Source organism: Polynucleobacter sp. MWH-Svant-W18 (genome assembly GCF_018687495.1).
GTDB lineage: Bacteria > Pseudomonadota > Gammaproteobacteria > Burkholderiales > Burkholderiaceae > Polynucleobacter.
Genome location: NZ_CP061293.1, coordinates 131,131 through 144,599, shown reverse-complemented (window position 1 = coordinate 144,599; position 13,469 = coordinate 131,131). Strand labels below are relative to the sequence as shown.

14 protein-coding genes are annotated in these 13,469 nt (G+C 46.2%); 9 read left to right on the top strand and 5 right to left on the bottom strand.

Annotation, left to right across the window (positions count from 1 at the left end):
* Positions 1-5 precede the first annotated feature (5 nt).
* The gene (gene bioB, locus C2757_RS00825) at positions 6-1,043 is read right to left on the bottom strand and encodes a biotin synthase BioB (RefSeq protein ID WP_215374900.1); all 1,038 of its coding nucleotides are present in this window, start codon (positions 1,041-1,043) and stop codon (positions 6-8) included.
* Positions 1,044-1,132: 89 nt separating this feature from the next.
* On the opposite strand from bioB, the gene bioA reads away from it, so the two are divergent.
* The 4 genes from bioA to C2757_RS00805 are packed head-to-tail and all read left to right on the top strand — an operon-like array spanning position 1,133 to position 5,680.
* Positions 1,133-2,479: an adenosylmethionine--8-amino-7-oxononanoate transaminase gene (gene bioA / locus C2757_RS00820; protein ID WP_215374897.1), complete on the top strand. Its 1,347-nt coding sequence runs from the start codon at positions 1,133-1,135 to the stop codon at positions 2,477-2,479.
* Entirely contained in the window at positions 2,476-3,711 is a 1,236-nt protein-coding gene (gene bioF / locus C2757_RS00815; protein WP_215374894.1) for an 8-amino-7-oxononanoate synthase, read from the top strand. The genes bioA and bioF overlap by 4 nt, the downstream gene beginning before the upstream one ends.
* Positions 3,712-3,719: 8 nt before the next feature.
* Positions 3,720-4,427: a dethiobiotin synthase gene (gene bioD, locus C2757_RS00810; RefSeq protein WP_251366757.1), complete on the top strand. Its 708-nt coding sequence runs from the start codon at positions 3,720-3,722 to the stop codon at positions 4,425-4,427.
* A gap of 59 nt (positions 4,428-4,486) precedes the next feature.
* Entirely contained in the window at positions 4,487-5,680 is a 1,194-nt protein-coding gene (locus C2757_RS00805) for a M20 aminoacylase family protein (RefSeq protein ID WP_215374888.1), read from the top strand.
* A gap of 7 nt (positions 5,681-5,687) precedes the next feature.
* On the opposite strand, the gene C2757_RS00800 is transcribed toward C2757_RS00805, so the two are convergent.
* From C2757_RS00800 to apaG, 3 genes are all read right to left on the bottom strand, one after another.
* Entirely contained in the window at positions 5,688-6,464 is a 777-nt protein-coding gene (locus C2757_RS00800) for an enoyl-CoA hydratase (RefSeq protein WP_215374885.1), read from the bottom strand.
* 28 nt (positions 6,465-6,492) lie between these two features.
* Entirely contained in the window at positions 6,493-7,623 is a 1,131-nt protein-coding gene (locus C2757_RS00795; protein ID WP_215374882.1) for a murein transglycosylase A, read from the bottom strand.
* Positions 7,624-7,748: 125 nt separating this feature from the next.
* Positions 7,749-8,123 carry a Co2+/Mg2+ efflux protein ApaG gene (apaG, locus tag C2757_RS00790; protein WP_215374879.1) on the bottom strand — a complete coding sequence of 125 codons (375 nt, stop codon included), beginning with the start codon at positions 8,121-8,123 and terminating at the stop codon, positions 7,749-7,751.
* A gap of 49 nt (positions 8,124-8,172) precedes the next feature.
* Between apaG and rpe the strand changes: the two genes are divergently transcribed.
* The 5 genes from rpe to trpC are packed head-to-tail and all read left to right on the top strand — an operon-like array spanning position 8,173 to position 12,796.
* Positions 8,173-8,898, top strand: a complete 726-nt coding sequence (rpe, locus tag C2757_RS00785; RefSeq protein WP_215374876.1) for a ribulose-phosphate 3-epimerase — start codon at positions 8,173-8,175, stop codon at positions 8,896-8,898.
* A complete protein-coding gene (gene trpE / locus C2757_RS00780) occupies positions 8,898-10,403 on the top strand; it encodes an anthranilate synthase component I (protein ID WP_215374873.1) in 1,506 nt (501 codons plus the stop codon). The genes rpe and trpE overlap by 1 nt, the downstream gene beginning before the upstream one ends.
* On the top strand, positions 10,387-10,953 hold the full coding sequence (locus C2757_RS00775) for an aminodeoxychorismate/anthranilate synthase component II (RefSeq protein ID WP_215374870.1): 567 nt from the start codon (positions 10,387-10,389) through the stop codon (positions 10,951-10,953). The genes trpE and C2757_RS00775 overlap by 17 nt, the downstream gene beginning before the upstream one ends.
* 7 nt (positions 10,954-10,960) lie before the next feature.
* Positions 10,961-11,986 carry an anthranilate phosphoribosyltransferase gene (gene trpD, locus C2757_RS00770; protein ID WP_215374867.1) on the top strand — a complete coding sequence of 342 codons (1,026 nt, stop codon included), beginning with the start codon at positions 10,961-10,963 and terminating at the stop codon, positions 11,984-11,986.
* A gap of 6 nt (positions 11,987-11,992) precedes the next feature.
* Positions 11,993-12,796, top strand: coding sequence for an indole-3-glycerol phosphate synthase TrpC (trpC, locus tag C2757_RS00765; protein WP_215374864.1), 804 nt, complete (start codon positions 11,993-11,995; stop codon positions 12,794-12,796).
* Here trpC and C2757_RS00760 read toward each other — a convergent pair.
* Entirely contained in the window at positions 12,777-13,346 is a 570-nt protein-coding gene (locus tag C2757_RS00760) for a hypothetical protein (RefSeq protein WP_215374861.1), read from the bottom strand. The two genes, trpC and C2757_RS00760, sit on opposite strands and share 20 nt — an antisense overlap.
* Positions 13,347-13,469 lie beyond the last annotated feature (123 nt).

Below are 13,469 nucleotides of genomic sequence, written 5' to 3'. Positions count from 1 at the left end.
AAAAATTAGACCAAAACCTCAGCTTTACAACTTTGTTTGGTCTTAAGCCCCAATTCTGCCAAGAGTGCGCGATCTTGCTCTGCCTCAGGGTTGCCGGTTGTGAGTAACTGCTCACCATAGAAAATGGAATTGGCTCCAGCCAGAAAGCACATGGCCTGTACAGATCTTCCCAGCTCTTGTCTACCAGCAGATAAGCGCACACGTGCCTTGGGCATAGTGATTCTGGCAACAGCGATTGTTCTCACGAATTCCAAGGGGTCTAAAGGCTTTTGATCGGCTAGGGGAGTGCCTGCAACTGGCACGAGATGGTTAATCGGCACTGACTCAGGATAGGGGCTGAGATTCGCTAGGCGAGCTAGGAAAGCAGCACGTTGTTCACGAGATTCCCCCATGCCCACAATACCGCCACAGCACACAGACATTCCTGCAGCACGAACGTTTGAAATAGTATCCAGACGATCTTGATAGCCCCGTGTAGAGATCACGGAACGATAAAAGTCTTCACTCGTATCTAGGTTGTGATTGTAAAAATCCAGGCCAGCCTCTTGCAGTGCCTGAGCTTGATCGGCCTCCAGCATGCCTAAGGTAGCGCAAGTCTCAAGACCCAAGGCTTTGACACCTTTGATCATCGCAGTGACTTTTTCAATATCCCGATCCTTAGGCTCACGCCAGGCGGCGCCCATGCAAAAACGATTTGAGCCAGCTGCTTTAGCTGCTTTAGCAGCCTCTAAAACCTCTTCCAAGCCCATGAGTTTTTCTGCTTTGACATCGGTGTCATAGCGGGCAGCCTGTGGGCAGTAACCGCAGTCCTCGGGACAACCGCCTGTCTTGATGGAGAGCAATGTTGCCAATTCGACATCGCCCTCAGGGAAATTTGCCTTATGCGTTTCTTGGGCTTTGCTCATTAATTCATTGAAAGGCAAGTCAAATAAAGCCTCTATTTGCGCAACCGTCCATTCACCAGAGGCATCGACCTCTTTACGTAAATTTGCCTTAGATTTGACTAAGGCAAGCGGTTTTTCAACAGTTTGGGCGTCCAACATGGGCAAATTCCAGAAAATAGATCAATTCAAGGCATAAACATAACAGATACAAGCCGGAAATTGGAAAAACTAGTGGTCAAATATCAAACATGAAGGATATTTCTGATTTAAATCAACCCAGTCTCGTTGATCGCAGCCTCGCTGCCGTTTGGCACCCCTGCACTCAGATGAAACACCATGAATCCTTTCCTCTGGTGGGGATTAGCAAAGGTAAGGGTGCATGGCTTTACGATGAGCAGGGAAATGCTCTGCTTGATTGCATTAGTTCATGGTGGACAAATCTATTCGGCCACTCCAATCCTCAAATCAATCAAGCCATCATCGATCAATTAGAAAAGATTGAGCATGTGATGCTGGCAGGCTTTACTCATGCTCCCGTTGTTGAGTTGTCTGAAAAACTCTCCGCACTAACTGGCGGCAATTTAGGCCACTCTTTCTATGCTTCTGATGGTGCCTCTGCAGTAGAGATTGCTTTAAAGATGAGTCACCACTTTTGGCAACTCAAGGGCAAACCTCAAAAGAAAAAATTTGTTTGCTTAGAAAATGGGTATCACGGAGAGACACTAGGGGCATTAGCAGTCACTGACGTTGCCATCTTCCGCGAGGCTTACGGATCACTACTACAGGATGTTTTCACCGTTGCATCACCTGATGCACGTAAGGCAAATATTGGTGAGAGCGCAGAGCAAGTTGCTCAACATGCGGCCAGTGAGCTTGAACAACTGCTTCAAAGAGAACATAAACAGATTGCTGCCATCATTATCGAACCCTTGGTGCAATGCGCGGGGCAAATGGCTATGTATTCCCCTGAATATCTTCGTCTGGCAAGAGATTTATGCAATCGCTATGAAGTTCATCTGATAGCAGATGAGATTGCAGTGGGCTGCGGCCGAAGCGGTCGATTTTTTGCCTGTGAGCATGCCGGTATTTGGCCTGATTTTTTAACCTTATCTAAAGGCATTAGCGGAGGCTATCTACCGCTTTCTCTTTGCCTCACTTCGGATTCTATCTATCGCGCTTTTTATAGCGACCAAACACAACAGGGCTTTCTTCACTCCCACTCTTACACTGGAAATCCATTAGCTTGTGCTGCAGCTCTAGCTTGCTTAAAGATTTTTAAAACTGAACATGTTTTAGAAAAAAATAGTCTTCGCTCGCAAGATTTAGCAAATGCTTTTACATGGGCAAAAGCAGATTCTCGTATCGAGCATTGGCGCCAACAAGGAATGATTTTGGCTTTTGATGTCAAAACTTCTGCCATCAAAAACCCAAGCCTCTTTGCACGTGAGATGTTTGCGAATGGCTTAACTCAGGGCATTTTGATTAGACCCATTGGCAATACGATTTATGTCATGCCGCCCTATATCTTGTCTGCTGACGAGACAAAGCAAATGGGTGCTGCAGTTCAAAGTGCGCTGGAGAAAACTCTCGCATGAAAAAAGTATTTACAGCCCTAAACCTGGCTCAAGAACAGATTGAAGAGCTGGACTCGCGACTTCTAAAGCGCACTTTACGTGCTACTCAATCGCCTTGTGATGTCAATGCCATCGTTGGCGACAGGAAGCTTAAAGCATTTTGTAGCAATGATTATTTAGGCCTTGCCAACCACCCCGAGCTTATAAAAACGCTAGCGCAGGGCGCCGAAAAATATGGGGTTGGTAGTGGCGCATCTCATTTAATTAGTGGCCATAGTGCTGCCCATGCATTACTAGAAGACAAATTAGCTACTTTTCAAAAAGAGCATATTCCTCAAGCCCGTGCCTTATTTTTTAGCACTGGATACTTAGCCAATCTTGCTGCAATTACAGGCCTGATTCGACTTGCACCCCCAAAGGGTGCGAGCATTTACTCTGCCAAACTCAATCACGCCTCTTTGATTGATGGCGTCCGCCTTGCAAGCGCTCAGTCGAGCGCAAGTGTTAGCTTGTTTGATCACACTGACCTTAGCTCTCTGATTGAGCAACTCAGTCTAGACAGTAAGGCGCTAAAACTCATCGTAACGGATGGTGTTTTTAGTATGGATGGAGACCTCGCACCAGTTAGAGAGCTGCTGAAAATTGCCGAGCAATACGATGCTCTGCTCTTAGTGGATGATGCGCATGGCTTTGGAGTGCTAGGTAAATCTGGTCACGGCATTTTGGAGCAGGAAAATATTCATTCCGATCGAATTATTTATATTGGCACCCTAGGTAAGGCTGCGGGCGTCAGTGGAGCATTCATTTGCGCTCAAGACACCTTTATAGAGTGGCTGATACAAAAAGGGCGTCCCTATATTTACAGCACTGCAACTCCGCCAGCCATTGCACATGCCCTACTAAAGAGCCTAGAAATTATTGAGAGTGATGAAGGTGCTCGACGCCGTACCCAACTAAGCCAATTAATCAACATGTGGCGAGACGAAATGGTGTTCACAAGCTGGCAAAAAGTTCCATCTTGCACGCCGATTCAACCTGTCGTTCTTGGTAGCAATGCCAATGCACTACTGGCAGCTAAATTGCTAGATGAAGCGGGTTATTGGATTCCAGCAATACGTCCGCCAACCGTTCCGGTTGGTAGTGCGCGCTTACGTATTACCTTTTCAGCTAATCACAGTCTTGAAGATTTACAAAAACTCATGAAGACTTTAAATTCAATCGAGCAAACAGTGATCGAGCAAGCATCTTCATGAGTAATCGCATGAATTTTTTCGTAACTGGGTCTGATACGGAGGTTGGCAAAACCCTGGTGAGTGGCGCGCTCATTGTGAAGCTGCGTGATCAGGGCATTAACGCAATTGGATTTAAGCCTGTTGTTGCAGGAACCTTCAAAAACTCAAATGGCCAAGTTCTGAATGAAGATTTAGAAACGCTTCGATTAGCCTCTAGGCTATCCCCAGGTGATCTAACTTTGTGCCCTTACGTGCTGGATGCCCCCGCTGCCCCACATTTAGTGGCCGCTAAAGATAACTTGCGGCTGGAGATGCAAACCATCATGCAAGCGCTTCATGTCGTTCAAAAGCAATGTGATTATGTTGTCGTCGAGGGTGCAGGTGGGCTCTTAACTCCGATCAATGATCAAGAGGATCTTGGTGATTTTGCCCAGCAGCTTGGTTTCCCAGTCATTTTGGTGGTCGGCATGAAGTTGGGTTGTATCAATCACGCACTGCTCACTCTAGAGGCAATCCAATCTCGCAAATTAACAATTGCTGGTTGGATTGCAAATTCTCCATTAATTGAAATGCCGTTCTTAAATGAAAATATTCAAACCTTGCAATCTAGAATTCACGCTCCTTTTTTAGGACACATTCCGACATTACCTAAAGATCTTCAAAAGCTACAAAATCAACCCTACTCTATTGAAGCCCTTAATTTTGCAGCACAGCATATTCGATTGCCAGCACCTTAAATTCATCCTTACAGCGGTGTAAAGGTGCATGCGGAATGACTTTCAGATAAGATGAAGGCATGCATTTACTCCCTGAAATCCTGGATTCTGCAGAATCTATCCAAGACATTCGTCGCAATATTCATGCTCATCCAGAATTGCGTTTCGAAGAGAACCGCACGGCTGATCTCGTAGCTGAAGCGCTATCAAGCTGGGGTATATCCGTTTACCGCGGTATGGGGAAAACCGGTGTCGTGGGTCGCTTAGATGGCGACTTAGGCCCGGGCAAGATGATTGGTTTGCGCGCTGATATGGATGCGCTGCCCTTACAAGAGCACAATAATTTTGCACACGCATCCCGTAATGCTGGAAAGATGCATGCTTGTGGACATGATGGTCACACTGCAATGCTTTTGGGTGCTGCGCAATATCTTTCTAATCACCGAGACTTCAAGGGGAGCATCATTTTTATTTTCCAACCCGCCGAAGAAGGTGGTGCTGGTGCAAATGAAATGATCAAAGATGGACTCTTTAAGCAATTTCCTTGCGATGCTGTCTTTGGTTTGCATAACTGGCCGGGCTTAGCCGCAGGTCACTTTGGCGTGACAGCAGGCCCCATGATGGCCTCAAGCAATTCTTTTGAAATTACTATCACCGGCAAAGGTGGTCATGCCGCACTTCCTCACAATAGTGCCGACCCAGTGCTCACTGGCGCACAAGTAGTACTAGCATTACAGAGCATCATCACCCGTAACAAGCGCCCTGTTGATGCCGCAGTGCTATCAGTGACGCAATTTCATGCGGGCGAGACTAGCAATGTGATTCCGGATAGTGCCTTCATTGGCGGCACGATTAGAACCTTTACGCTTGAAGTGCTCGATTTAATGGAAGAGCGCTTGCGAGAAATTTCCCATAATGTTGCGACCGCATTCGATTGCCAGGCAGAAATCATCTTTTCTCGAAACTATCCACCACTAATCAATCATGAGGCTGAAGTCGAATTTGCCAGTGAAGTGATGAGCGAATTAGTGGGCAAGCAAAATGTCGATACAGCAATTGACCCCACTATGGGCGCAGAAGATTTTGCATTTATGTTGCTTGAAAAGCCTGGATGCTATGTGTTTCTGGGTAATGGTGATGGGGATCACCGCTCTGTAGGGCATGGCATGGGACCATGCCATCTACACAATCCCTCTTATGACTTCAATGACGCTTTAATTCCGATCGGCGTGAGCTATTGGGTCAAACTAGCTCAGCGCTATCTAGACAAATAATCCATTCTTAAGAATTGGTAAATTTCGCAGGGCGTTTTTCCATGAAGGCTGCCATTCCCTCTTTTTGATCATTCGTTCCAAAGCAAGCATGGAATAAACGACGCTCAAAATGGATTCCTTCGGAGAGAGTTGTTTCATAAGCTGTATTCACAGCCTCTTTCACCATCATCGCAGTTAGCAAAGGCATGTCAGCAATCTCTTTGGCGATGGCTTTGACTTCTTTTAATAGTTCAGCTTTAGGAAATACTCTCGCTACTAAACCTGAGCGCTCAGCCTCTGCAGCATCCATCATGCGGCCAGTTAAAGCCAAATCCATGGCTTTCGCTTTAGAGATCGCACGTGGTAAACGTTGTGTCCCGCCAGCCCCTGGAATAATGCCAAGCTTTACTTCTGGCTGGGCAAACTTGGCATTATCTGCCGCCATGATGGTGTCGCACATCATGGCCAACTCACAGCCCCCACCAAGCGCATAACCAGAGACGGCCGCAATTACTGGTTTACGAACTTTTCGAATGGTTTCCCAATTGCGGGTGATGAAATCATCACGATAAACATCCTTTAAACCATACTTCGCCATGGATGCAATATCTGCGCCAGCAGCAAATGCTTTTTCACTACCAGTCACAATGATGCAACCAATATTGTCATCTGCATCAAAACTCAGCAATGCCGCGCCAAGCTCGTCCATTAATTGATCATTTAGCGCATTGAGAACCTCGGGGCGATTTAAGGTAACCATGGCAATCTTGCCCTCTACTTCTGTCAAAATTGTTTTGTAGCTCATCAATTTCTTTCTATTTAAGATCCATTAATTAACGCGGTAACAATAACCACATCTTGCCATTTTGTTTCATACGGCCAGCAATTTCTCCAGCAGACTCCCCAGAACCCCAATAATAGTCAGCCCTAACGCCCCCGACAATGGCCTTACCTGTATCTTGCGCCATGACTAATTTTTGCAAGGTCTGATTACTTAAAGGTTTTGTAGTGGATAAGAATACAGGCGCTCCTAATGGCATCGCTTGCAAATCTACTGCTATGCTGCGCTCGCTAGTTAAAGGAACGCCTAGCGCGCCTATGGGACCTAAATTCTCATCCATGCTACTTGGCAACTCTTTAAAGAACACAAAGCGAGGGTTGGCATTGAGCATTTCATTGACACGATCTGGGTTGCGTTTAGCCCATTGAGAAATGCCTTGCATTGTTGCTTCACTGCGCGTAATTTCCTTGCGATCTAGTAACCACTGCGCTGAAGATTTGAAGGGCTGCTCATTGGTTCCTGCAAACCCCAATCTCATGATGCGGCCATCTGGTAAGCGAATCTTTCCAGACCCCTGAATTTGCAAAGAGGCTGCTGCTACTGGGTCTTGAACCCAAGCAATTTCTGAACCCTGAAGAATCCCTGAGCTCATCAGCTCTGCACGGGTTGGGCCAGGATTTGGTCGAGATTTTTTCCAGGCATTGGGATAGGCATATAGCGGGACGGTATAAGTACTTGTACGAGTTTGAGAACCCTCCATTAAAGGCTCGTAGTAGCCTGTAATTAAACCGGTTTCACTTCCAGCGCTATTGCGAATTTCATAAGCCTGAAAATTGCTTTCGAAATATTGACGGATAGCTCGCGTATCACGACTAGCTACATTAGTAGTCTGGGAGCAGGCCTGCCGCCAATTCACTTCGCCACCACGCTTACGTAGGGCGTCGCAACTTCTGAGCCATGCAGGCCAAGCTTGCAATAGATCATCTTCCTGCCACCCCGGCACAGCTTGCCATGAAACTGCACTAAAGGTCGCAATCGAAGAACTGTAAGTGCTTGGGGGACCACCCGATCCGCCGGAGCGATAACCCGTTCCACGAGTCGGGGGTGTTGAACAGCCAGCGATCAAGGCAGCAATCAAAATTGCGAATACACTTGCTGGAAATAATTTACATTTAGAAATCATGATTGCCAATTTACTCGATGAATACCCCATGCTGCTTTTTGTGATTGAAGGCGCTATTGCCTTGGGACTCTTGTTATTTATTGTCCTTTGGACTGGCAAGGGCAAAAAATAGTTTTTATACGCTGCTAATGTAGCGTGCGAGGCATCACAAGGGCAAATTCAGGAATGGGTGCCTGAAAAAACTGTGCCTCTTCCGTTACACAAAAATACTCTCCACGCATCGTTCCAGCTGGTGTTGGCAATGTTGCCCAACTGGTGTACTCAAATTGCTCTCCACCCCGCAATAAAGGCTGCTGCCCAACCACACCCAAGCCACGAACCTCTTGGACATCATTATCACCATCCGTAATGAGCCAATGGCGGGCAATTAACTGAATACTGGCTGTACCAGTATTTCGGATAGTGACCGTATAGGCAAAGGCAAATTGGCGGTTATCGGGGTCAGATTGCTCAGGAAGGTACTGGGCTTTGACCGTAATACTCATTTCATGGGGATTCATGATCGAATTCTGCTCCATCCCAAGGCCAACTGCAAGCTAGAATCTAGGGATGGAAAGCCAAAATTCATCCTTAAATAGCCAATTTGTTATAGCCCCATCCATTTTGTCGGCGGATTTTGCCTGCCTAGGCAAAGAGGTCCAAGACGTTTTGCTGGCTGGTGCCGATTGGATTCACTTTGATGTGATGGATAACCATTACGTTCCCAATTTGACTATTGGCCCATTGGTTTGCGAGGCTATCCGCCCACATGCTACTAAAAATGGCAAACCCGCTGTGATCGATGTGCATTTAATGATTGAACCTGTAGATCGCATCGTTCCTGATTTTGCAAAAGCGGGGGCAAATTTAATTAGCTTTCATCCCGAGGCCAGTCCTCATGTAAATCGCACGCTGAACCTTATTCGTGATCAAGGTTGCCAAGCGGGTCTTGTATTAAATCCCGCAACTCCACTTGATCATTTAGATCACACTTTGGAATTACTTGACCTAGTGCTTCTGATGTCAGTCAACCCTGGCTTTGGCGGGCAATCATTTATTCCGAGTACCCTTCATAAGATCGCACAAGTGCGCGAACGTCTCGACCGCTATCAAGCTGAAACTGGGCGCCACATTCGTCTTGAAGTCGATGGTGGCATTAAGGTGGATAACATTGGCCAAGTTGCACAAGCAGGTGCAGATACTTTTGTTGCAGGCTCTGCAATTTTTGGTAAAGAGAATTACGCAAAAGTCATTGAAGCAATGCACTCAGAATTAGGTAAGTTAGGAAAAGCCTAATGCAGCTTGAAGAATTTAATGCCTTAGCCCAACAGGGCTTCAATCGCATTCCTCTAGTCAAAGAAGTGCTTGCCGATTTAGAAACACCTCTATCGCTCTACGTCAAGCTCAGCCAGGCCTTTGGGACAAAAAATACTTATCTACTAGAGTCAGTTTTGGGTGGCGAGCGCTTTGGTCGCTTCTCTTTTATTGGTCTACCTGCAAGAACCATCCTCAGAACAGTTGGTACGCCAATAGCACCTCTGAACGAAGTACTTACCGATGGAAAAGTGGTTGAGAGTAATACTGATAATCCACTGGATTTTGTTGATGCCTATTTCAAGCGTTTTAAAGTTGCTCTTCAACCAGGCTTGCCCCGTTTTTGCGGTGGTCTTGCTGGCTACTTTGGTTACGATACCGTTCGCTATATTGAAGCACGCTTAGCTACACATGCTTTACCTGACGAACTGGGTGTTCCTGATATCCAATTGATGTTGACTGAAGAACTTGCAGTGATCGACAACGTGGCTGGCAAAATTTATTTGATTGTCTATGCGGACCCTAGTATTCCTGATAGTTTTGACAAGGCGCAGCAGCGCTTAAAAGAATTGCTTGCTTGCCTCGGCAAGCAAGCTAATATGCCGGCATCATTGCCAAGCACCAAAACAGAATTGCTTCGCAAATTTAAGGCGGCTGATTTTGAAGATGCAGTCCGCAAAACCAAAGAATATATTTTGGCTGGCGACTGCATGCAAGTGGTCATTGGTCAACGCATTAGTAAACCCTTTACTGAGTCACCATTAGCCCTCTATAGAGCACTTCGCTCCCTAAATCCCTCGCCCTATATGTATTTCTATGACTTTGGAGATATGCAGATTGTGGGCTCCTCTCCAGAAATTTTGGTACGACAAGAAAAGCGTGCAGCAGAAAAGATTGTGACCATTCGTCCTTTAGCTGGGACACGTCCACGGGGTGCCAATCCTGAAGAAGATGAACGTCTTGCTAAAGAGCTCTTAGCCGACCCTAAGGAAATCGCTGAGCACGTGATGCTGATTGACCTTGCCCGTAATGATGTTGGCAGAATCGCAAAAACTGGCTCAGTAAAAGTCACGGATTCCATGTCAATTGAGAAGTACTCCCACGTACAACATATTGTGAGCTCTGTAGAGGGTGATCTTCTCGATAATATGAGCAATATGGACGTGTTACGAGCAACTTTCCCAGCGGGGACACTCTCCGGCGCACCAAAAATTCGTGCCATGGAAATCATTGATGAGATGGAAATTGTAAAGCGCGGAGTTTATGGTGGTGCAGTAGGCTATCTTTCTTTCTCGGGAGATATGGATGTAGCGATTGCTATTCGTACTGGTGTGATTCGTAATGGTATGCTGCATTCCCAAGCTGGTGCTGGTGTAGTCGCGGACTCCGATCCTACTGCTGAGTGGAAAGAAACTGAAGCTAAAGCACGCGCAGTTTTGACTGCCGCAGAACTAGTACAAGGAGGACTTGATGCTCCTAATGATTGATAACTACGATTCATTTACCTATAACCTTGTGCAGTATTTTGCTGAGCTAGGAGAAGAGGTGAAAGTCTTTCGTAATGATGAAATTGCAGTGGATGAGATTGCGAAACTCAATCCTGCCAGAATCTGTATCTCCCCTGGACCGTGCAGCCCAGCTGAGGCAGGTATCTCAGTGGAGACCATCAAACGCTATGCAGGACAGATACCAATTTTGGGAGTATGTCTTGGTCATCAAGCTATTGGTGAAGCCTTTGGCGGCAAAGTCATTCGTGCTCAAAAAGTGATGCATGGTAAGACTGACTTTATTCATCACACTGGTGTGGGTGTTTTCCAAAACCTGCCTGATCCATTTAAGGTCACTCGCTATCATTCACTGGCCATTGAGAAAAGCTCTTTGCCGGCTATGTTGGAAGTAACAGCTACCTCTTCTGATGGCGAGATTATGGGAGTACGTCACCGTGAACTTGCAGTGGAAGGCGTGCAATTTCACCCTGAATCTATTCTTTCTGAGCATGGCCATGCCCTGCTAAAGAATTTTTTACAAACTAAATAAACGTCCGATGCCTATTACTCCACAAGAAGCATTACAACGCTGCATTGAACATCGTGAACTATTTCATGACGAGATGACCGCCATGATGCGGCTCATCATGAGTGGTGAAATGCCACCTGAGCTTGTGGCTGGACTATTAGTAGCCTTACGCACCAAAAAAGAAACCGTTGGAGAAATCGCTGCTGCTGCACAAGTCATGCGGGAATTTGCTACTCCTGTGCATATTGATGACCGCACTCACCTAGTTGATGTTGTGGGCACTGGCGGCGATGGCGCACATACCTTCAATATTTCCACCGCAGCCATGTTTGTGGCGGCAGCGGCTGGAGCAAAAATTGCAAAACACGGTAACCGGAGTGTCAGCAGTAAATCTGGCAGTGCCGATGTTCTGGAAGCTTTGGGTGTAAATCTCAATCTCTCTGCAGAACAAGTTGCCAAATGCATCGCCACAGTGGGAGCTGGCTTCATGTTTGCCCCCAACCACCATCCGGCCATGAAAAATGTAGTGCCTATTCGTAAGCAATTGGGTGTACGCACGATTTTCAACATCTTGGGGCCTCTCACCAACCCCGCGGATGCAAAACGCATTCTGATGGGCGTGTTTCATCCAGATTTAGTTGGTATTCAAGCGCGGGTATTGCAAGCTCTGGGTATGGAGCACGCATTGGTGGTTTATGGTCGCGACGGTTTAGATGAGATTTCTCTTGAGGGCCCCACACTTGTTGGTGAGCTCAAAGATGGGGTAGTACGCGAATATGAAATTCAACCAAAAGATTTTGGACTCAGCACCGCGCCTACCTTTAGCTTCAAAGTAGCCAACGCTGCAGAATCCAAGAATATTGTTTTAGATGTAATCGATAACAAGCCTAGCGCAGCAAGCGATATTGTCTGCTTGAACGCCGGCGCCACCCTCTATGTCGCTGGGGTCGCCAAAGATATTGGCTCAGGAGTCGCAATGGCCAAAGCAGCAATTGCATCCGGCGCAGCCCGTCAGAAGTTAGACGAATTTATTGCTGCAACCCAATCTAAATAATTTCCTATGAGCGATATTCTCAACAAAATTGTTGCAACCAAGAAGATTGAGATTGCAAACATCTCAAAGCAAATATCACTAGCTAATCAACGTGATCTCGCGCAGTCAAATAATCAAGATGCTTTGCTAAAGCCCCGCGGCTTTATTGACGCCATCAACAATAAGATTGCACAAGGCAAAGCGGGCGTTATTACTGAGATTAAAAAAGCAAGTCCTAGTAAAGGGATTTTGCGAGAGCACTTCAAACCAGCAGAAATTGCCCAATCTTATGAAAAATATGGCGCGGCCTGCTTATCCGTACTGACGGATATCGACTACTTTCAAGGTTGCAATGCCTATCTAAAAGAGGCGAGATCTGCTTGCGGCATTCCCGTGCTGCGCAAGGATTTCACCATCGATCCCTATCAAATCTATGAGGCTCGTGCGATTGGTGCAGATGCTATTTTGTTAATCGTCGCCTGCCTGGAGCTCAACCAGATGAAAGAGCTCGAAGCGTGTGCCCACGAATTAGGTCTCGACGTTTTAGTTGAAGTTCATAATGCTCCAGAGCTAGAACAGGCCCTAGAACTCAAAACATCTTTAGTGGGAATCAATAATCGCAACCTGAAGACCTTTGATGTCACTCTAGAAACTACTCTCTCACTTTTATCTATGGTTCCAAGTAATAAGACTTTGGTAACTGAATCCGGGATATTGAATCGTGCTGACGTACAACGAATGCGTGACAACCACATCAATGCATTCTTAGTTGGCGAAGCCTTTATGCGTGCGCCAGATCCAGGCATCGCTCTTAATGAGCTTTTTTCATAAACCTCTTCAAGCTATCTAAGCAGTATTTAATCAATGCAATGAGCAGTATTGAACCCAATACATCGCCAATAAACATCACCAAAAAGTGATTGAGGCTACCAGCATCTTCAAAGCCTGAGAGAGTGAACCACACTTGATGTGCCCCAGCGCTCAATGCGGCATATACCAAAATACAACCCAGTAACTTTGGCATATTGAGGTCGCTTAAGTCGGGTGCCAGCTGAATATTCCTGATTACTAGAACCCTGGCAAGGTAAGGGGCAAATCCAGAGATCAGGCCAATGCCGATGCACACACTCAAATCATGCGGGAAGTCGCCATAGTAGCTAATTAAGAATGAGCTTAGAGCAATGCCAATAGCCCCCGGCAGGCCAAAAATCAACGTCAAAAACAAGCGAAGGCCAGCAGGTGAATAAATCCAATTGACGCCAAGACTAAAAGTGAGCTCACTGGTAAGCCAGTTATTGAAATAGAAAAGAGATGCGTAAGTCAGGGCACTGACGGCAAACCCAAAAAACGTCTCAGAAAAAATTGCTGAAATTTTAGACATTGCTTTAATTATCAACCTATTCATTTGCGCAACACATCTCATCAGCGAAGAGCCTTATTAGGGAATATACTAGCTGTAACCCAAATTTTATTGCACAACAAGAAAATTAACCTTCGAGACATT